General features: G+C 62.0%; 15 protein-coding genes and 3 pseudogenes. 12 read left to right on the top strand and 6 right to left on the bottom strand.

The annotated features are described in order from the left end of the window. Positions 1–13 precede the first annotated feature (13 nt). The 9 genes and pseudogenes from NUG20_RS15645 (at position 14) to NUG20_RS15605 (ending at position 11,541) form a co-directional block, all read left to right on the top strand. Entirely contained in the window at positions 14–493 is a 480-nt protein-coding gene (locus tag NUG20_RS15645) for a chemotaxis protein CheW (RefSeq protein WP_263395358.1), read from the top strand. A 444-nt stretch (positions 494–937) separates the two neighbouring features. Next, positions 938–5,608 carry a DUF4329 domain-containing protein gene (locus tag NUG20_RS15640; protein WP_263395357.1) on the top strand — a complete coding sequence of 1,557 codons (4,671 nt, stop codon included), beginning with the start codon at positions 938–940 and terminating at the stop codon, positions 5,606–5,608. Continuing rightward, on the top strand, positions 5,599–5,985 hold the full coding sequence (locus tag NUG20_RS15635; RefSeq protein ID WP_263395356.1) for a hypothetical protein: 387 nt from the start codon (positions 5,599–5,601) through the stop codon (positions 5,983–5,985). The genes NUG20_RS15640 and NUG20_RS15635 overlap by 10 nt, the downstream gene beginning before the upstream one ends. A gap of 537 nt (positions 5,986–6,522) precedes the next feature. Continuing rightward, positions 6,523–7,897: pseudogene (locus NUG20_RS15630) on the top strand (RHS repeat-associated core domain-containing protein); the annotation flags it as partial. Beyond that, positions 7,848–8,375, top strand: coding sequence for a tetratricopeptide repeat protein (locus tag NUG20_RS15625; RefSeq protein ID WP_263395355.1), 528 nt, complete (start codon positions 7,848–7,850; stop codon positions 8,373–8,375). The pseudogene NUG20_RS15630 and the gene NUG20_RS15625, both read left to right, overlap by 50 nt. A gap of 128 nt (positions 8,376–8,503) precedes the next feature. After that, a pseudogene (locus tag NUG20_RS15620) lies at positions 8,504–8,792 on the top strand (N(4)-(beta-N-acetylglucosaminyl)-L-asparaginase); the annotation flags it as partial. A 47-nt stretch (positions 8,793–8,839) separates the two neighbouring features. Beyond that, a complete protein-coding gene (locus NUG20_RS15615) occupies positions 8,840–9,415 on the top strand; it encodes a HEAT repeat domain-containing protein (RefSeq protein WP_263395354.1) in 576 nt (191 codons plus the stop codon). Positions 9,416–9,757: 342 nt separating this feature from the next. Next, positions 9,758–10,807: a glycosylasparaginase gene (locus NUG20_RS15610; RefSeq protein WP_263395353.1), complete on the top strand. Its 1,050-nt coding sequence runs from the start codon at positions 9,758–9,760 to the stop codon at positions 10,805–10,807. Positions 10,808–10,821: 14 nt separating this feature from the next. After that, entirely contained in the window at positions 10,822–11,541 is a 720-nt protein-coding gene (locus NUG20_RS15605; RefSeq protein ID WP_263398502.1) for a copper homeostasis protein CutC, read from the top strand. Positions 11,542–12,321: 780 nt separating this feature from the next. On the opposite strand, the gene NUG20_RS15600 is transcribed toward NUG20_RS15605, so the two are convergent. Continuing rightward, on the bottom strand, positions 12,322–13,413 hold the full coding sequence (locus tag NUG20_RS15600; protein ID WP_263395352.1) for a sialidase family protein: 1,092 nt from the start codon (positions 13,411–13,413) through the stop codon (positions 12,322–12,324). On the opposite strand from NUG20_RS15600, the gene NUG20_RS15595 reads away from it, so the two are divergent. Both NUG20_RS15595 and NUG20_RS15590 read left to right on the top strand, forming a co-directional pair. Beyond that, positions 13,412–13,690, top strand: a complete 279-nt coding sequence (locus NUG20_RS15595; protein ID WP_263395351.1) for a hypothetical protein — start codon at positions 13,412–13,414, stop codon at positions 13,688–13,690. The two genes, NUG20_RS15600 and NUG20_RS15595, sit on opposite strands and share 2 nt — an antisense overlap. Positions 13,691–13,698: 8 nt before the next feature. Continuing rightward, positions 13,699–13,866, top strand: a pseudogene (locus NUG20_RS15590) (CysB family transcriptional regulator); the annotation flags it as partial. A 166-nt stretch (positions 13,867–14,032) separates the two neighbouring features. Here NUG20_RS15590 and NUG20_RS15585 read toward each other — a convergent pair. From NUG20_RS15585 to NUG20_RS15565, 5 genes are all read right to left on the bottom strand, one after another. Beyond that, complete coding sequence (locus NUG20_RS15585) at positions 14,033–14,440, bottom strand: DUF2251 domain-containing protein (protein ID WP_263395350.1); 408 nt, start codon at positions 14,438–14,440, stop codon at positions 14,033–14,035. A gap of 57 nt (positions 14,441–14,497) precedes the next feature. Next, positions 14,498–17,227, bottom strand: a complete 2,730-nt coding sequence (locus NUG20_RS15580; protein ID WP_263395349.1) for a hypothetical protein — start codon at positions 17,225–17,227, stop codon at positions 14,498–14,500. After that, positions 17,224–17,658 carry a hypothetical protein gene (locus NUG20_RS15575; protein WP_263395348.1) on the bottom strand — a complete coding sequence of 145 codons (435 nt, stop codon included), beginning with the start codon at positions 17,656–17,658 and terminating at the stop codon, positions 17,224–17,226. The genes NUG20_RS15580 and NUG20_RS15575 overlap by 4 nt, the downstream gene beginning before the upstream one ends. Positions 17,659–17,808: 150 nt before the next feature. Further along, on the bottom strand, positions 17,809–18,306 hold the full coding sequence (locus tag NUG20_RS15570; protein ID WP_263395347.1) for a hypothetical protein: 498 nt from the start codon (positions 18,304–18,306) through the stop codon (positions 17,809–17,811). 61 nt (positions 18,307–18,367) lie between these two features. Then, positions 18,368–19,264 (bottom strand): beta propeller repeat protein, encoded by an 897-nt coding sequence (locus tag NUG20_RS15565; RefSeq protein WP_263395346.1) that lies wholly within the window; start codon positions 19,262–19,264, stop codon positions 18,368–18,370. Positions 19,265–19,807: 543 nt separating this feature from the next. Between NUG20_RS15565 and NUG20_RS15560 the strand changes: the two genes are divergently transcribed. Continuing rightward, positions 19,808–20,548, top strand: coding sequence for a hypothetical protein (locus NUG20_RS15560; protein ID WP_263395345.1), 741 nt, complete (start codon positions 19,808–19,810; stop codon positions 20,546–20,548). Positions 20,549–20,610: the final 62 nt, after the last annotated feature.

Below are 20,610 nucleotides of genomic sequence, written 5' to 3'. Positions count from 1 at the left end.
GACGACGTAACCCATGAGCAGCAGCTACGCCAGCAACGACGAAATCCGCGGTGTCCTGATCCAGGCCGGCAGCGAGCGCGTCCTGCTGCCCAACGCCACCGTCGCCGAAGTGATGTCGCGCATCCCGGTCGAACCGCTGCCCGACGCCCCGCACTGGCTGCTCGGCCAGATCGCCTGGTACGGCTGGAAAGTGCCGCTGTTCTCCTTCGCCCGCCTGACCGGCCTGGGCAGCGAGACCGTCGCCTCCAACAACAAGATCGTCGTACTGAAGGCGCTGGGCGGCAATCCCGAGTTGCCGTATTTCGCCTTGCTGACCCAGTCCTTTCCGCAACTGATCTCGGTCCCGCGCGACGGTTTGCTCGCCGACGCTTCCGAGGAAACCTTGCCTGCTGGCGTGCATATGCGTGTGCTGCTGGGCGAGCAGAGCGCGCTGCTGCCGGATATGGAGGCGATCGAGGGGATGATTGGGGAGCGGTTTTCGGCGGCGCTCTAGCTTGATGCTGTTTTCACTTGATGCTGTTTTTCAACGGTCTCCAGCTTGACCTGAATATGTAACGAAGCTGTCCGATGGTGTGCATTCTCCGGACAACGCTGGATGCGGTAGTCGGATCAGATACTTTCGGTTGTCATTCGTCTTGCCTTTGTCTAGTATCTCCCGCTAATGATGACAAGGATTGTCGTATGCGAAACGTGTGTCTACCGTTTTTTGCGCTGCCTCTCTTAAGGATGAGTTGGTCTTGTTCTGTTAAGGGCAGGCCGAATCGTGATTTCTATCCATATCCTGATCGGCTTGCGCCCTGCCACCTGCGCCTGCGCGGGCAGCAGGTGCTGGGAGCAGATCGATCGCACCGATTAGCCCCGACGGGCATCCAGACGGGCGCTGCCGTCGGCAGCGTTTGATTCCATTGGATTGATTGATTTCTTGCAAGGACTCGCAATGATCACGTCGCATCGTAACCAAAAAGAGATCGGTACCGAGCGCTTCGCGCTTTTGATGGCGATGCTCTGCCTTTTCTTGGTTTCCCCGCTTGTATCCGCTCAAGAAAAGAAGCAGCAATTTCTTGTGCGCGATGCGCAAGGAGCGTCCCACGGCGTCTACGACACCCAGGCGCAGGCAGAGGCCGCGATCAAGGCGATTCCTGGACCGCAGAACATGGAGGATGCTTATCAGTACGTCGACACTATCAAGGATCAGATAGTCCGTGAAGACGGAAAGATGTTGATCACCTACTGGATGGGGCGCACCGAAGCCAAAGATGAGGAGTGGACATATAGTGCGTGGGGGCTTGCCAGATACCCGACGGAAGAGCAGGCCGTTGTTGCTCTTATCCAAGACATCAACACATCAAGTCCCAGCTGTGGTTCGGCGTCCGTCGCTCCGGCAGGAGCGTGGACGGCGTTGAGTGGCCCGTATCCAGAGTACGACATAGGTATCGAAGGTCAGAGCAGGCAATATAGCGTTCAGACTTTTTATGATGACTGCAGCGACACCGAAGAGTACATCACATTCATGGACCGCACGCGACGTTCAGAGTGTCCTAAGCCCTACGCGGCATGGCACATCAGCGACCAAGCCTGCACGAATAAAGAGATCTTCGCGACCATCGAAGTCACCACCCTGCAGTGCGAGGGGCAGCCAGACGGCAGTCAGAACAGCGGCGGCAACTCCGGCATGGTCGGCAACCCCTGCGACGTCAAGACCGGCGAGAAATTCCAGGCCGAGCAGGATTTCGATCTGGGCTGGGTCGCCCTGACGCGTTACTACCATTCGGGCATTGCACTGAACACTGGAGGGTTCGGGCCAGGCTGGACCTTCTCGCACAGCCTGCATCTGACGGTCCAGGGCGATGCGCTGGGCCTGGTGGAGGGCAGCGGTTACGCCGTGCCGTTCCGCAAAGTGGGCTCGGATTATCGTGCAGCCAATGCCTCCGGCGAGCGCATCATCGCCAATGGCGATCAATGGGTACTGTATCGCCAGGACGCCCTCTACACCTTCGACGCCCAGGGCAAGCTGATCTCGCGTATGGCGGAGGACGGTAGCGGGCTGTTGTACGGCTACAACGCGCGCGGCCGCTTGCAGAGCATCACCTCGCTGCAGGGCCGCTCCATCGAATTGGTGTACGCCGACGACAGCGACGACGCGCTGATCGCAGGCGTCGTCTCTGGCGGCGTACAGCTCGCCAGCTACGGCTACGATCAACAGCGTTTGGTCACCGTGACCTATGCCGATGGCAATGGCCGGACTTATCACTACGAGGATGCACGCTTCCCACGCCACCTGACTGGCGTGACTACCGAAGACGGGCAGCGGTTCAGCACCTTCGCCTACGACGAGGCCGGTCGCGCGATCTCCAGCCAGCACGCCGGCGGCATCGACGGCGTCACCCTCACGTATTCGTCTACCGGCACCACCGTCACCGACGCGCTGGGCGACACGGCCGATTACACGATGACCAATGCCGGTGGCGCATCGCCGAAGGTCGGCGCCGTGGCCAGGAACGACGGCACGCTGCAGTACGGCTACAACGACCAGGCCAGCGACTTCCGCCGACGGCTGAGCAGCGTGATCGATCGGCGTGGGGTCGAGACCGGGCACAGCTACGTCGAGGCGACCGAGAATGGCGTTGAGGTGAACATCCACACCGTCCGCGATGCCATCGGGCAACCGCAGGAGCGCACGACGACGACGCGCACGGCCGCCGCCAGCAATCGCGTGCTGTCGGTGCAGAGCGGCGGGCGTACCCTTTCCTACACCTATAACGGCCGACTGCAACCGGTGCAGATGTCGACCAGCGGCACGACCTCCAGCGAACAGCGCACGCTGACGTACAGCTACTGCGAAGCGTCCGACGTGGCCGCGACCGACAGTACCTGTCCGATCCTGGGCCTGCTCAAGGCAGTCGATGGCGCCCGCACCGACGTCGACGACACCACCCGCTATACCTATTACCCCAGCGACGACAGCGCCTGCACCGCGGCACCGGCCACCTGTGCGCACCACAAGGGTGACCTGTGGAAGATCAGCAATGCCCTTGGTCGGACCACCGAGTACTTGGCCTATGACGGCGCTGGTCGCGTGCTGTCGGTGAAGGACGCCAATGGCCTCGTCACCGACTACACCTACCACCCACGGGGCTGGCTCACCGCCAGCAAGGTGCGCGGTAGCGACGACAGCAGCGAGAGCGACGACCACATCACCCTGATCGACTACTGGCCGACCGGGCTGGTCAAGCAGGTGACACAGCCCGATGGCGCGTTCACCCGCTTCACCTACGATCCGGCGCACCGCCTGACTGATATTGCCGACAACACCGGCAACACCCTGCACTACACGCTGGACAATGCCGGCAACCGGGTCAAGGAAGACACCAAGGATGCGTCCGGCACACTCAAGCGCACGCTGTCACGGATCTACAATCAACTCGGCCAGCTTTCCACTCAGGCCACCGCCAGCGGCGACCCGACCGACTTCGGCTACGACGCCAACGGCAACACCAAGACCGTGACCGACGCGCTCGGCCACGTCACCCAGAACGACTACGACCCGCTCAACCGCCTGGCCCGCACGCTGCAGGACGTGGGCGGTATCGCGGCCGAGACCAAGTTGAGCTACGACGCGCTCGACAACCTGACCAAGGTCACCGATCCAAAGGGCCTGGACACCACCTATGTCTACAACGGCCTTGGCGACCTGACCACGCTGACCAGCCCGGATACCGGCACGACGACCTACACATATGACAGCGCCGGCAACCGTGCCAGCCAGACCGATGCGCGCAACGTCACCACCACTTACAGCTACGACGCCCTGAACCGGCTGATCCAAGTCGCTTATCCGACCAGCAGCCTCAACGTCACCTACACCTACGACGTGAGCCAGACCGTCTGCGCCAGCGGCGAAACCTACGCGGTCGGCCGTCTGACCCGCATGCAGGACGGTAGCGGCACCACCGACTACTGCTACGACCGCTTCGGCGATCTGGTGCGCAAGGTGCAGACCACCAATGGCAAGGTGTTCGTGCTGCGCTACGCCTATACCAAGGCAGGCCAGCTGAGCCGGCTAACCTATCCCGACGGCGCGGCGGTGGACTACGTCCGCAATGCCCAGGGCCAGACGACCGAGGTCGGCGTGACCCCGGCCGGCGGCACACGACAGGTGCTGCTGGGCGATGCCACTTACTACCCGTTCGGCCCGGTGGCGAACTGGTCCTATGGCAACGGCCGTCCGATGCAGCGCCTGCTGGATCAGGACTACCGTCCGCTGGCGGTCAGCGACACCCGCAGCGATGGCTTGAGTACCGGCTTCGCCTTCGACCCGGCCGGCAATCTCAGCGCCCTGACCGCCGCGGGCAATACCGCTCCGGTGGTCAGCCTGGACTACGACGCGCTGGGCCGATTGACCGCCTTCAAGGACGGCCCGACGGGCGCGGTGATCGACGGCTACAGCTACGACGCCACCGGCAACCGGCTTAGCGCCAAGGTCAACACCACCACGCAGAGCTACACCTATCCGACCACCAGCCACCGCCTCGGCGCGGTCGCCGGCATCGCGCGCACCTACGACGCGATAGGCAATACGCTGTCGATCGGTGGCACGGCGCGGGAATTCGTGTACGACACCAACGGCCGCATGGCCCAGGCCAAGCGTGCGGGCGCGGCGGTGATGAACTACCAGTACAACGGACGCGGCGAGCAGGTCCGCAAGTTCCTGGGCACGGCCGGTACTTACACGCTGTACGACGAAACCGGGCACTGGCTGGGCGACTACGACTCCACTGGCCAAGCACTGCAACAAGCGATCTGGCTGGACGATCTGCCGGTCGGCGTGCTGGCGAGCAATGGTCTGCACTACGTGCAACCAGATCACCTGGGCACTCCGCGTGCAGTGATCGATCCGGTCCGCGACGTCGCGATCTGGAAATGGGACTTGAAGGGCGAAGCTTTCGGTAACACTCCGCCGAATCAGGACCCGGACAGCGACGGCACGGCCTTTGTGTTCGACATGCGCTTCCCTGGCCAACGCTACGATGCGGCGACAGGGTTCAATCAGAACTACTTCCGGGACTACGACCCTGGCATTGGTCGGTATTCGCAGAGTGATCCAATTGGGTTAAATGGCGGGATTAACACGTACTCCTACGTCGGAGGGAATTCTGTAAACCGAACTGATCCGTTAGGACTAGCGCCTGGTGACTGCTATCCAACGAAGGACAAAGCTGGAGCCAATGCGATTAACGACATAAATTACACATCGATCAGAGAAGGTGCTGAGTACGCAGGCAGGATTTATCGCAACCCTAATGGGACGTTTTCATATACTTCCCCTAGCCGGGGTAGCATGGCGGGATCCAGCCCAGGACCTGTCGGGCCGAATAGCGTTGGTGATTATCACACTCATGGCGCTAATGACCCGGGATACGACAACGAAAATTTTTCAAATCCCGACATCACGGGAATTACCGCGGACAATGCTGCGGCTCAAAATGGTAATATTGGGTATCTCGGAACTCCGGCAGGGAAAATAAAAAAATATGATCCAAATACCGGAAATACTACTGTTTTGCCATACCCGAAACCAAATAACGGCGACGCTTGCACATGTCGATAATTCAAGGGCTAGATATGTCTAAAATTAACCCCGGCATCATTCGAAATATTTGTACGATTGCAATCAGCCTTGCCGTAGGAGGTGCTGCTGCGAGTGACAATAGAGGTTCCTTACCTCCCAAAATCTTTCTTGCCGGGGAAGCCGCATATCAAGAATTTTCGAAGAGCATCGTTGGTCAAGCTGATGGTTCTTCCGAATTGTCGATTTATTTTTCAGACATAGAAAATTATCAAATTACCATGCATGGTGAAAAAGACAGCTATGTTGTAACATTCTTGCCAAAGCCGTATAAAGGACAGCTTTTGCGTGGAGGCGGTGCGCAATACAAAATAGCCAAGGCCGATCTACACGTGATTGATGTGGTTAGATACAAATGAAGTCAGCACCGGACTTAGCCGCCGCTCGATCCGCGCCCATCGAAAAGCAATCCTAGTACAGAAGTTCTGGCCCACAAAATTCGGCTTGCGCTCCCGATCCGCCCGTGCAAGGCGAATCGTGCTCTGCCCTATATGGCGCATCGCTTGGCACCGAATACTTCCACGGAATATACGCCCGCATGCATAGGCATGTATCAAGCGCGCCTGCTCCATTCGGCCTCTCCCGGCCAAAGCTACGATGCCACCGGAAATCGGCTCAGCGGCAAGGTCGACACCACGACGCAGACCTATACCTATCCGGCCACCAATCACCGCCTCAGCGCAGTGGTGATGAACTGCCAATACAACGGGCGCGGCGAGCAGGTCCGCAAGTTCCTGGGTACCGCCAGCACCTACACGCTGTACGACGAAACCGGGCACTGGCTGGGCGACTACGATAACAACGGCGCCGCGCTGCAGCAGGCCATCTGGCTGGATGACCTGCCGGTCGGCATGCTGGCGGGCAACAGCCTGCATTACATGCAGCCAGATCACCTGACTACGTGCGCCAGTGGCGAGACCTACGCGGTCGGCCGTCTGACCCGCATGCAGGACGGCAGCGGCATCACCGACTACTGCTACGACCGCTTCGGCGACCTGGTACACAAGGTGCAGACCACCAATGGCAAGGTGTTCGTATTGCGCTACGCCTACACCAAAGCCGGTCAGCTGAGCCAGCTGACCTATCCCGATGGCGCGGCGGTGGACTACGTGCGCAACGCCCAAGGCCAGACCACGGAGGTGGGTGTGACCCCGGCCGGCGGCACGCGGCAAGTACTGTTGGGCAATGCCACCTACTACCCGTTCGGCCCGGTGGCCAGCTGGTCCTACGGCAACGGCCGCCCGATGCAGCGCGTGCTGGACCAGGACTACCATCCGCTGGCGGTCAGCGACACCCGCAGCGACGGCCTGAGCACCGGCTTCGCCTTCGATCCGGCCGGTAACCTCAGTGCCCTGACCGCCGCGGGCAACACCGCTCCGGTGGTCAGCCTGAACTACGACGCGCTGGGCCGGCTGACCGCGTTCAAGGACGGTCCCACTGGCACGGTGATCGACGGCTACAGCTACGACGCCACCGGCAACCGGCGACCTGCCGGTCGGCCTGCTGGCGAGCAACGGCCTGCATTACGTGCAGCCGGACCACCTGGGCACCCCCCGCGCAGTGATCGATCCGGTCCGCGATGTCGCGATCTGGACGTGGGACCTGAAGGGCGAAGCCTTCGGCAATACCCCACCGGACCAAGACCCGGACAAGGACGGCGCGGCACTCGTGTTCGACATGCGCTTCCCGGGGCAGCGCTACGATGCAGCATCGGGGTTCAATCAGAACTACTTCCGAGACTATGACGCCGGCATTGGGCGGTACATGCAAAGTGACCCAATTGGGCTTGATGGTGGACCTTCAACATACAGCTACGTTGAGCATGCACCACTCGGCTATGTGGATCCAGCAGGGCTCGATCGCGTTATTGTGGTTCCTTGGTGGTGGCCTCCTGCAATTCCATTTCCAGGTAGTGAGAGGGTGCCAGAGGGCTATTATTCAAGCTCGGATCCTTGGGATCGAGCGACTGCCGCGGACGGCACAACCGCGCGTGATTGGGGGCGAACAGTTGGGCGTGCTGGGCGGAATGGAAGTTGGTGTGTGATGAAATGCAAGGCTGAAGAAAATGGTTCGTCAGGCCGAGGTCGAACTCAGGAGGGTTGTCAATGTCCCGATTTTATTTACGGGCTTGGCGTGGGTTCCAATGATGCGCAGGCTTGGAACAATGCATGGGATGCTGCGAATATGAATACACCTGTCGGTTGCATGAAGAAGCATTGCAATGGCCTTGCCGGAAGTTGTAGAGGTTGGAAGGGTGGAAAAAGAAAATGACTTTGTTGATGTGAACATATCGAGCTTAAAAGAACTTGCTGAGAGCGGAGACGCTTCCGCTCAGTCGACTCTTGCTACTTCCTATGCCATTGGGGATGGAGTCGAGGCTAATCTTGTACTGGCTAGATATTGGTATTCGAAGGCTGCCGAGCAAGGTGATGCGGATGCTTCCTTTAATCTTGCGTCGATGGTTTTGCTTGGCGAGGGCGGAGCTAAGTCTAGTCGTAAGGCTGGGTCATTGATGCGAAAGGCTTCTTGTTTTGGATCCAGCGATGCCAGTATTTGGATTGGCGAGACCGCGATGCGGAACGGTCAGGGTGATGTTGCAATCACGTACTTTACACGTGCCTTGGCACAAGGGGATTTGCGTGGGGCTCGTGGAATTTCTCTGTTGCTAGCTGATAGCCAATTTGGACCTGTCAAAAAGTGGGGCTCCTTAATTTCTGAAGAGTTAAAAAGGTCGGGTGTCGTGATCTAGGTTTCCTAGGCGGTAGCTGAGAGTGATCCGCTGACAAGCGAGGCGCTCAATCTCGTCCTACTCTACCGCACGATGTGAGGCTCGGCGTGCGTCGCCCGAGCACTCTTCCACCGCCGGAGTTTTCCCCTATGCCCCAACGCCGCCACGTCCTGAAGACCGCAGTCTTCGGCGCCGTCGCCACGGCTCTGGTCACCGCGCTTCCGCACGTATGGGCCGCGTCTAGTAAGCGGGTTACGCCGCTGCCGCGCGGCGCGGCGTGTGATCTCGACTTGGGGCTTCGGGATCGCGGCGACCAGGCGGCGTGACAGGTGCTGTCGCAGGGCGTGGCGGCGCTGGATACGGTGGAAGCCTGGGTGCGGGTTCCGGAGGCCGCTCCCCAATAATCTGACGGTAGGGCTGGGCGGCTATCCCGATCGTGGTAAGGGCTTGAATAAAATTCGTCGTATTTGCTGGGGGGCAGGCTGATGACTACTCTAATTAGTATAGTCGGGAAGTCATTTGATGAGCTAATGGGGCTTTTTTTCTGCGAAATCCTTGATGATGACGATTTCTATGATGTCGTCGCTGCTGAGTTGGCTAAGGACTACCGACATGCGTTGGAAAGTGTTCTGGGTAGTCTCTCCAGTAAACGTCTGCGCGCAGGTATCTGTGGCTTGGGGATAGCTTCTTCTATTGAGAGTGAGCCGACGATCAAAAGCTTCCTCCATCATGATGAGGCGTTGGTTGTCGCCGCTGCTATTGATGGCTTGAGGCGGATCGGTTCGGCGGAATGGCCGATCATTTCATCGCAACTGCACCATGCTTCTCCCTACGTCCGGGGCGCGGCGCTCAGATATGCAAAAGAAGCGCTCGGTAAGGACGCACTGCCGCTGCTGCTGACGGGCCTGGATGACAAGGATCCAATTGTTCGAGAAAACGCGATTGATGAACTGGACGGGCTTATCTCCGCTGATGACGCTTATCTGATAACGCCTTACCTGGACGATCCGGCTGCCCATGTAAGGCAGGCAGCTCAGACGCTGTTGGATTCCATTCGCTAGTCTCGGCGCTTGGCTACTTTGGGAGTTGTCGTGTTCGCCTTTCTAGGACATGGCAACCGCCCCATCTGAGTGGCATGCGTTTGCGACCGATGCCTCGCCAGCTTCCGTGGCGGATCCTGCTGATGACCTCCCGCCCGCTGCAGATCTTGCTGAGCAGCGGCTATGTAGGCGTGTGCTATCGCGGTGGCCGCTGGCGGGCCGTGTCGACGCGTTGGTCTTGGCCTCAGCTGGCGCCGTCGTCACAGCCCCCCATTCAATCCACTCCCACTCTGCCGCATGATGCAAGGCTAGCCGCGTGCGATCTTCTCGCTGCGCCCTTCCTTCCCGCGCCGGAGCCACCCAATGCACGAACGCCGCCACTTCCTGAAGACCGCCGCCTTCGGCGCCCTCGCCACCGGCCTGGCCGCCGCGTTGCCGCGCGCGTGGGCGAGCTCCAAGGGCAGCGTCGCGCCGCTGCCGCGTGGTGCGGCGCGGGTGATCTCGACCTGGGACTTCGGGATCGCGGCGAACCAGGCGGCGTGGCAGGTGCTGTCGCGCGGTGGCGCGGCGTTGGATGCGGTGGAGGCCGGGGTGAAGGTGCCGGAGGCCGATCCGAACAATCCCACCGTGGGGCTGGGCGGCTATCCCGACCGCGATGGGCGGGTCACGCTCGATGCCTGCATCATGGACCACACCGGCGGCTGCGGGTCGGTCGCGGCGCTGGAGGACATCGTGCATGCGATCTCGGTGGCGCGGCGGGTGATGGAGAAGACGCCGCACGTGATGCTGGTCGGCGACGGGGCGCTGCAGTTCGCGCTGGCGCAAGGCTTCGAGCGCACCAAGTTGCTGACGCCGTCTTCGGAGAAGGTGTGGAAGGAGTGGCTGAAGACCTCCAAGTACGCGCCGGAAGCGAACATCGAGAACCGCGCGTACCAGAAGGGCACGCTGCCTGGCGGCAAGGACAACCACGACACCATCGGCATGCTGGCGCTGGACGCGCACGGCAATCTGTCAGGGGCCTGCACCACCAGCGGCATGGCGTGGAAGATGCACGGGCGGGTCGGCGACAGTCCGATCATCGGCGCCGGGTTGTATGTCGACAACGAGGTCGGCGGTGCCACGTCCACCGGCGTCGGCGAAGAGGTGATCCGCAATGTCGGCAGTTTCGCGGTGGTGGAGATGATGCGCCAGGGCAAGAGCCCGGCCGAGGCCTGCCGCGAGGTGGTGATGCGCATCGTGCGGCGCAAGCCGCAGCTGACCCGCGATCTGCAGGTCGGGTTCCTGGCGATGAACAAGCGCGGCGAGGTCGGTGCGTTCGCGATCCAGCCCGGTTTCAGCTACGCGGTCTGCGATGCGCAGCAACAGGATCTGTTGCTGCCTGGACAGAGCCATTTCGCGGAGCCGGCCGCATGAGCGAGGTGGTGAAGATGGGGCTGGAGGTGGCCGCCGATTCGACCGGCTCGGCGCTGGCGGCGCAGGCTGGCGGGGCGATGCGGGTGGAATTGTGCGGCGGCCTGGACGGCGGCGGGCTGACGCCGTCGTTCGGCACGCTGGCGGTGTTGCGCGATCAATTGCGCATTCCGCTGTATGTGCTGATCCGTCCGCGGGTCGGCGATTTCGTGTTCGACGAAGCGGAAGTGGAGGCGATGCGCCGCGACGTGGAGCAGTGCGTGCGCCTGGGCTGCGACGGGGTGGTGCTGGGTGCGCTGGATCCGGCCGGTGAGGTCGACATGGCGACGATGCGAGTGCTGGTCGCGGCGGCGGGATCGCTCGGCGTCACGTTCCATCGCGCCATCGACGTCAGCGCCGATCCGCGGCGGGCGCTGGAGGATGCGATCGCGTTGGGGTGCGAGCGGGTGCTGACGTCCGGCGCGCGCGAGACGGCGGAGGAGGGCGCAGCGCTGATCGCGGCGTTGGTGCAGCAGGCGGGTGCGCGTTTGAGCGTGATGCCCGGGTCGGGGGTGTCCGATACCAATCTGGCGCGATTGCGGGCGCTGACCGGTGCGCGCGAGTTTCATGGTTCGGCGCGCGGGCCGCTGGCATCGCGGGCGCTGGCGCCGCATCCGCATGTGCGCAGCCTGGGCGGCGATCGCATGCAGACCGATGTGGAGCGGGTGCGGCGGATGGTGGCGCTGTTGCCGGAGTAGGGGCGCTGGTGGTTTGTGCGTGGGTGATCGGACCGCAGCGACGGTATGGGGTGGAGCGATCTTGGTTGCCGCCGATGATGCGGATTGCGGTCAGTGTCCGCGACATTGCAGAAGGAGCTTCGGCCTCTGCATGTCACCAGATCGATGGTTGGTGGCAGGCTCCGTTCGTCGCGACTGAAGTCGCTCCCACAGGGGGCTTGCGGTCGGGCTTCCTTGGGCACTGTGGGAGGGCGCCAGCCCCGCCGGTTGCCGAAGTTTGCTGCTTCGTCGTGGTGTGTGTCGCGGTTGAAACCGCTCCTACAAGGAGCTTGCAGTTAGCTGGCTGGGCGCACTGTGGGAGGGACTTCAGTCCCGGCGCTGCCGAAGTCCGCGATCGCGTCGTGGTCTGTGTCGTGGTTGAAACCGCTCCTACAAGGAGGCTTGCGGTTAGTTGGTTCGGTGCACTGTGGGAGGGACTTCAGTCCCGACGCTGCCGAACTACGCTATCGCGTTGTGGTCTGTGTCGCGGTTGGAACCGCTCCTACAAAGGGGCATGCGGTTAGTCGGCTGGCGTGCACTGTGGGAGGGACTTCAGTCCCGACGCTGCCGAAGCCCGCGATCGCCGGGGTCTGTGTCGCGGTTGAAACCGCTCCTACAGGGGAAAGTCCGCGCTGCTTTCGCTGATAGCTGCGGCGCCGGATCGCTCATTCGCGCACGGCGCGAATGCCGCTTCGCGCAGCCCCATGCGCGGTGACGCCGCCGACATCGCCAAGGCGCCTCATGCCGGCGCGCGATCTCATCTCATTGCTTGCCATCAAGCTTCGCTGCAGCAGCAAGCAGCCGCTTCGGATCCAGCACCACGTGCTTAATGCGTGTCCGTTTCCAGGTGTAGCTGATGTGCACCAGGCCATCGCGGGTCTGGATCACCGCCGGATAGGAGAATTCGTCCTTGGCGCTGTCTTCCAGCGTCAGGACGCGGGTCCAGTGGGTGCCGTCGTCGGACAGGGCCACCGCCAGCGTGCCGCGGCCGTCCCACCAGTCCTTGCCCGCTTCGGTGGGGTTGTAGACCAGCAGCGAGCGGCCGTCGGCCAGCACCACGGCATCGGTGCCGGAGTTGGGGTTGGCCAGGTCGAGCAAGGTCATCGGTTCCCAACTGCGGCCGTGGTCGCGCGACCAGGTGCTGAACACGTGGTTCTGCTGGCTGCGGCCGATCGCCTGCACGCGGCCGTCGGCATGCACCAGCACGCTGGGCTGGATCGCGCCGATCCGCGCCGGGTCGTTCAGTGCCGGGCCGCGGGTCCAGTGCGCGCCGTCGTCGTCGGACCACTCCATGTGCGCGACCCAGCCGGCATCCTCGCTGCTGCTGGGGCTGAGGATGCGCCCCGTCGCCAGTTGCACCGGTTTGTTCTTGATCGGGCCGAGGATGCCCTCGGGCAGGCGCTCGGGCGCGGACCAGTGCGCGCCGCCATCGGCGGAGGTGATCTGCATGCCCCACCAGCGCTTCGGGTCGGGGCCGATCTTGTAGAACAGCCGCAGCGGTCCGCGCGCCGGCTGGAACAGCACCGGGTTCCATGCCGGCAGCGGGGCGCCCTGCGGCTGCGCGCCATCGGCCACGCGCTGCGCCGGCTGCCAGCCCCGGGCGTTGCGGCGTGCGACCCAGATGCCGACGTCGTCGGCGCCTTCGTGGCGCCCGCCGAACCACGCGGCGAGCAGGCCGTCACGGGTTTCCAGCAGGGTCGAGGCATGGCATTGCGCGGTCGGCGCCTCGGCATTGACGAATTCGCTGTAGACGATGGGCGAGGGCGGGGCCGACGACGGCGCGGCCGGCGCAGGGGCGGCCATCGCGCGGACGGCGAACAGCGACAGCAGCGGGAACAGCAAGGAACGCAGCATGGTGGTCCTGTCCTGGCCGGGTTTTGACGATACCTCTCTATTATCAATTAAATACCACATGCCGCGGTTGGCGCGAGCAACCGGCTGCCCGATGACCGGGGTGGAAGTGTTCCGCGACGGCGCCTGGGCACCGGTGGCGCAGGCGATCGGGCGCATGGAGGTCGATCACTTCCCGGCAATCAGCGCCTCGCGCATGAGCCTGATCTTGTCCGGCGCGGATGCAGCGCAGATCCGCGAGTTCCAACTGTTCGACATGGGCGCTGCCGCTACGCGCTGAACCTGCCCATCCGCACCTACGCCGCCAACCAGCGCCGCGAGAGCCAGGGCCAGCTGACCCTGACCACCACCAACAGCCACGCGCGCTTCGTGCTGCCGCCGGCGGTGGCGCAGATCAAGCCCTATCCGCAGGTCAACGTGCACCTGCAGCAGGCGGCCGAGAGCGCGGCGCTGGACCACAGTTGCAACATGCACAGCCCGCGCCCGGTCATCCGGGCGCGGGCTTGTTCGTGTGGCGGTGGGCCTGGTTCGAGGCTCGGGTGCGATGAGCGAGCTTGGCGCCGTTGTCCGTGCAGCCGCCCCCGGTGGGTTGATCCCCGATCGGCCGGCTACTGGAAGCGCATCACGCGAACAACTCCACGGCGGCATCGCTCCACGCATGGCCGTGCACACCCCACGGGCTGTCTTCCGCAGCCGGCGGGAACCCGGTGCGGCAGTAACCGCGCTTTGCCTCGAAATCGAACACCGCATGCGGATAGCCGTTGATCAGCAGCACCACCTTCCTGCTGTCCTGGGACCAGCCGATCTGCACTTCGGAAGGTGTTTCTTTGTCGGCGACGTCGGCAGCGTTGTAGATGTGCAGGGCGTCCTGGATGGGGTTGTCGTGCGCCGACGTGTCGAGCGCATAGAAATAGCCGGTGTCGCCATCGTCTTCGAAGACGGCAACGAAGGCGTCCTGCGGCGCTTGCGCCTCGACGACCAGGGCGGTGCCGACGATCAGTTCGCTTTCGGCAGTGACGGTGATGGGCATGTTGGTTCGCGCTCGGATGCTGGATAAAACGCGCCGCTGCTCGGCGCGGCGTGGTCGTCAGACGGTCGGTCCGCCACGACCAAGGCTGTCCTGATGTCGCTGCGTCGCGTCCTGCGCAAGCTGCTGCTCCTGCGCTCGGTTGAAGGCCAGCGATTGCTGCGACGTTTCCTGCAGCGGGGGCGCAGGTTCGTTGGTATTGACCGACACCCTGAATCCCGGCGTGGTCCCGGTCACCCACAGCGTGTCGCCCGCCATCCGCACGCCACCGATGGTGCTGGCGTCCGTCATGCCCTCCTGTTTGCTCAGCAGCATGGCGCGGGCCACGTGATCGTCCGAGACCTGTGGCGGCGTATCGCTACGGAGCTTCGCGAAGAGCGCCTGATCGTGCGGGGGAAGTTGCCCTAAGGCCGGTGCCTGTTTGTCGGGGTGCTCGGCAGCGGCGGCCGTCGTTGAGCCGCCCGCCGGCAGGGAGGCATGCGGTTTGGGTTCCGCTGGTTTGGACTCGCCCTTGATCGCCGGGCTCTGGCCGTCCAGCGCCGGTTGTTGCGCCTGCTTGATCTCTGCGGCGGTCGTGATGGCCTTGGGCACCATCTTGCTGTCGGACAGCAAGCCGTCGCGGCCATCGTCCATCATCGTCACGATCGCGCTGTTCGGGCCCGGACGGCCGGTCTTGGGATCGGGCTGCAGCATCAGGGAGTACGGCTTGCCGGCATCCAGGCCGTCGTGGGCGTGCGTGCGGGCGACGGCGGCCGTGGCGGCGTCGATCTCCGCGTCGGTTCGCGCGATCCCGGCGCCGGCATAGGCGCCGGCCACCATGCCGCGCATCGTCGTGGCTTTCGGCAGCGTCGGATTGGCCTGCGCTTCGGCCGCCATGGCCGCGTACTCCTGCAACCCGGCCTGCTGGCTGCGGTGCACTTCGTTCAATTCGTCGCGGACGTTGCCCTGGGCCTGGTTGGTGCCGTAGATCATGCCCGGCGTCGCCCACTCGCCATTGGCGCCGCGGGTGTAGGTGTGGCCATCGGACGCCTGCAGGGAGTCCGTCTGCGCGCTGGCGTGCTTCACTGCGGCCGGCATGTCGCCGTGCTGGTGCCAGCCGAACTGGTTGTAGGCCACTTCGTAGCGGCCAGCGATCGCGGCCGGCGTGTTGGCCGCGTTCTGGGCGATGATCAGCTTCGAGGCCTGGTCCAGCTCGGCCGCGCGTTGCGGGGTGGCGATTTCGGCATGGGTGACCTTCATGCCGTGCTCGATGTATTGGTCGACGACCGTCCGCGACCAGCCATGGGTCTGCGGATCACGGACCCAGTTTCCTTCCCCGTCCAGGCTGCGGGCTTCGCCTTTGCCGGATGGGATGGAATAGGGATTCTGCGGCTGCGACAGATTCGCCAGTCCCAATTCGTAGGACGCGTTGGCGGACTTGTAGTTCAGTTGGTTGGCCAGCACGTCTCCGGCCACATATCTGACCTTGCTGTAGGTGGCGCTTCCGCTGTCCGGCGATGCCGTGGTGGTCGTGGCCTTGATCTGTTGCGTCTCGGCCACCCGCGACCAGGTGCCTTTCGCATCGTTGGGATCGCGGCTCCATTCGTTGCCGTCCCGGTCCTTCTGGGTGAAAACGCTATCGATGTCCTTCTGTTGCGCCCATTTCTCGCCAAGGAAGGCACCGCCGACGCCGCCAGCCACGCCGCCGATCGCCGACGTGACGAGCGCGCCCGGACCGCTTGGCGAGCCGCCCGCCAGGCCGTAGCCGGCACCGGCCAGGAAGCCGACCGCGATACCGCCGCCGATACCGCCGACATTGCGGCCGATGAAATGGGTCTTGGCCGACTCCGCCCCTGTCGTATTGCCTTGCGCCTCCAGCTTCACCACTTGATGGCCGGTGGTGGAGAAGTCGTACGCCAGCGCGGCCACCGCGATCACGGTCCCGCCTTTCGCCAGCATGCCGGGGCGCAGGCCCTTGGACGCCGCCACCGCTTCACCGGTGATGGCCGCTTCTCCCACCGACGCCGCAGGTGCACTGAATCCGGTGGGCGCACGGGTCAAGCCCGCGTTTGCCAGTTCGGCAGCGGGCGGGAACTTGGCGGCATCTGCGCCGAGGGTCGCGGCAGCCTCCTGCGACAGCGAGACCTTGGTGACCTTCGCTCCCACGTTGTCTGGCGACACGAAGATGCCCTTGGGCGCCGCCTCGATGAACTGCGCCTGCACCTTGGGCAGCACGGCATCGGCGCCACCTTGGGCGTAGAGCGTTTTCAGTTCACTTACCGGCTGCCCGCCCAGGGTTCTGACGTTGGGGTTCTCCAGCACGGCGGGCAGTTCCACCTTGCCGAAAACCCGCTCTACGTTGGCGTTGGTGGCGACCACTTTGATGTCGCCGCGCAGCGAACCCGCGAACTCGTTGGAGGCTTCGCCCCAAAGGGAGCCTTCCAACGAAGTTGCACTCTTGGCAACAGCCTTGGGGTTGCCATATAGAAAATCTTCAGTAGAAAGCTTGGCCTGATCGAGGCCCTGGCCCTGTCCTTTGAATATGCGCGTTGCCGTGTCTTTGATGGCTGCTACGGTTTCCTTGTCGCCAAGAAATTGTGCTCGTGGCGTGTTGTTGATGATGGGCTCGCCCGTCTTGCTCGCAAGTTCCTTGGCGATCACCTCAGACGATACGGTGCCGACCGGGCGGCTATAGAGGATGCCTCCTTCGCCTACGGCTTTGGCGGGGTATTGACGCGCGATCGCCTGGATTTCCTCCAGTGATTGAGCTTTTCTGATTTGCTCGATCTGTTTGGAATAGTCGTCGCTCATGCCGTGGCTCCGTCATCCGTGACTAGAATCCATCCATTCCTGAAGAGGATCTGGCCCATGAAATGGGCGTCCGGATACTCGTTTAGAACGGATGGCCTATTCGAAAAGTGGATGCCGGCAGCGATCAGTTGAGCAATCAGTGCCTGAATGGTGCTTGCTTCTGCTGAAGTGAAGACCCGGCATGAGCCTAGCATCGGCATTCCGATGTCGCCGTCGCGGCCATATCCGAATGACACTATTTCAATGTTGTAGTCATTGCCGTTGGGTAGAAATGCATCTCGAATTTCACCGAAGTACTCTTCGCCACCTACCTCGACGGCGAACGTCTCATGACCCTGTTCATCCATGATGCCGCGCACGCCGCCTGAGAATCTGGCGCGGCCCTCCGGGAATTGCACCCAATCGAAGGTGGAGTGGTTGGATAAGTCCATGCCTAGTTTTCCATGTTGGGTCATCGGAAATTACAACCTTGCAAGCGGGCTTCCAGTTGCCAGGTCCCGATCAGGCGGTTCGCTTGGTGCCCGACCTGCGAAGCCCTACTCTACGACTCGGTGATAGCTTCTGCCATCACAGCGGTGATTTCAAGAAAGACGCCGATGGTCGGGATCTGAGGTGGTTCCACCATCCGCGACTAGAACCCAGCCATCCCTGAAGCTGACCTGGCCCATGAAGTGGGCGCTTGGATACTCCGTCAACAGAGACGGTCTATCCGAAAATTGAGTGCCGGCAGCGATCAATTGAGCGATCAGTGCCTGAATGGTGTTGATTTGAGCTTGCGAGAAGATCTGACATCCACCAAGCATCGGCATTCCTAGACATCTTTCGCTGCCGTAGCCGAACGAGACCACTTCAATGTTGTAGTCATTGTTGTTGGGCAAGAAGGCTCTGTCGATTTCTCCAAAGAACTCGTTGCCATCTACCTCGACAGCGAACGTCTCGTGCCCGAGCTCGTCAACGCCGCGGACCAAGCCGAAAAATCTGGCACGTCCCTCCGGGAATTGCACCCAACCGAAGGTGGGGTGGTCATGTAAGTCCATGCTCATCGTTCCCTGTCGGACGATCGGAAATTCTGACGTCATGCACCCATTGAAGGCAAGTAGCCTATCGGGGAAGGCCCATTGCTCAAAGCCAGACAGCTGCTCAAACGATCCTCGTCCATTCAGTGCCATCGAAAGACATAAGATCGGACTCGCCATTCGACCACATCACGTCACTGGTGGCGCTCAACTGGTAACAGGACGCTGGACGATCATCGCCGAAGTTCACAGGCTCTAATTGCGATTGTTTCAGCCGATAGACATTCGACATGGTAGAGGCGTAAAGGGTGTCGATAAACCATTCAAGATCCAAGATATCATCGGAGACTGCTATTTGATCGATGACGCTCCACATATCCTTGCGCCCTTGCAGCAGCACCCCGCGGTGGCCCGCTATGTACACCGTTCCATCAGGCGCGCACTTGACCGATGTGAGCGTCACCGCCGTTGGCGATTCGCAAGGGTGCCAGTCATGTCTGTCGAATCGCCATATCGCGCCATCCCGGCCGACTGCATAGATTTCTGTATTTGAAAAGCCATGAATCGCCTGCGCATCGAACGTTTCCGGTAGGCCATCATCGATCCGTATCCAGCGTTTGGGGCCGTCAAAGCGGTACACCATGCCCCTCAGGCCAACCGCAAAGGCTTGTCCGTTGATCGCCGCCACGCTGCGAATACCGCCGGCTCTTGGCGCTTGGGGTGCAGGTGTGCTGTCGTCGAATATGTCGCCGGCAGTGGTGCCGCTTGCCATGATGGCTGAGTAATAGCCGGCGCCAGATATGGCAATGAGTCCTAGCTCAGGCTGAGAAACAATGGCTAACGAATGGGCATCATAGTTGGCCTCACCTCTGGTAAAAGTGCCGTCCTTGTATCTGAACGTAATGGCATGTGGAATCTCATCGGCTTCTTTTTCAAGGTCTACGGCATAGATATAACCAAGGCCGGGTAGACGTACTGCCGCAGTGCGCATGATGAGGCCATTCAACGGTGTTTCAGGCATGTGGAGCTTCCTCGAAAATAAATCTTATAGGGCGGTGGTGCACGCTGTTGTCGCTTGCGCTGCACCGGCACGGCGTACAGCCGCCTGCTGCGAGCCGATCTTCCCGCGGGGGCCAAGATCGCGGCCCTAGGCTCAGGCGGAGCCCTTGACCGAAGGCACGCATATCCAGGGACGTGCGGTGGGCGGTGGGCGCGCCGATCTTGATGGCGCTGCCACAGTGGAAAGCGAGTGTTCGACCTTGGCGTGGTCCAGCCTTGAGCTTGCTCGCATCGTCCATTGGCAGCGGAAGAGTTTTGTATGCCGGTCAGCGGCTTGCCGTCGAGCAGCGAGGGATCGAGCAGCTTAGCGCACCGTCGGTCATAAGCGTAGTTGAGTACACTTCAAGGCAAACGCGCCAATAGATCCGAAGCCCTAGCGATGCGCACCACTACTTACCAGCACCCCCAGAGGCCGACATTTCTTCAGGGCTGCTTCTATTGGAAAGGGCATGGGTACCACTATTCCAACTCCGCACCTGAAGGGATGGTGTCGCCAGATGGATGCTTGAGCGACAATCCCTGGATCGCGCTTGCGTCGATCATGGAGTGTGCGAAGCATGGGGATTACAGTCACGTATCCCAGCTGAAAAAGTGGATAGTGGACAAGGACAACGATCCGACCCTGGTGTCGGCCTGCCTGGGTTTGACCGCCGATTCAGGGCTTGATGCGGACCTGGAGTTCCTCGCCGAACTCATGATCGACGGGCCCCGCTATCTGCGCATCGAGGCCAGCCTAGCGGCGCAATGGTCAGGGGTGCTCTGGTTGATCCCCTTCATGGTCGAAGCCTGGTGTTCGCTTGATCGGCGCGCCGACCGGGACGCCATCGAGGCGAACATATCCAACCTGCTCGATGTCCGTGAAGGCGAGCCAGCGTTCTTCGATACCGGCTTGGGCGAGGCCGACTACAGGCGGGCTGTCGAGGCGCGACTTGCCGCGTTGAGCGATACCCATGGCAGCGACCGAGTTGCAGTCCTGGCGGGCGAGCCCGTCGATATGGAGAAGCAGGTCTGGTTGATGAGAAAGGCGCTTGTTCCCAAAGGCAACGACGAGTGGATCGATTGGAGTGATTTCCTGCTCTGGCGGCGCAAGTTCGAGGTGTATTCGGGCGTCGATTGTTCGGGGTTCTACGGGGAAAGCGCCGAGTTCCTGCCGCGCAATGCGGCCACCATCCTGGACAAGTACATGTCCTCGCCCATGCGTTTCGATGTAGGGAAGCGCTACTTCTTTGGGAACCTGGTTCAATAGCAGGCAGCAAGCGCGCCTGGATGCCTACTAGCGCTAGGTGCCCTGCGGTGGGCACACCTGTG

It is taken from the genome of Xanthomonas sp. CFBP 8443 (genome assembly GCF_025666195.1).
Classification (GTDB): Bacteria; Pseudomonadota; Gammaproteobacteria; order Xanthomonadales; family Xanthomonadaceae; genus Xanthomonas_A.
Note: the sequence above shows the minus strand (reverse complement) of the source record. Positions and strands in the feature narration are given on the sequence as shown.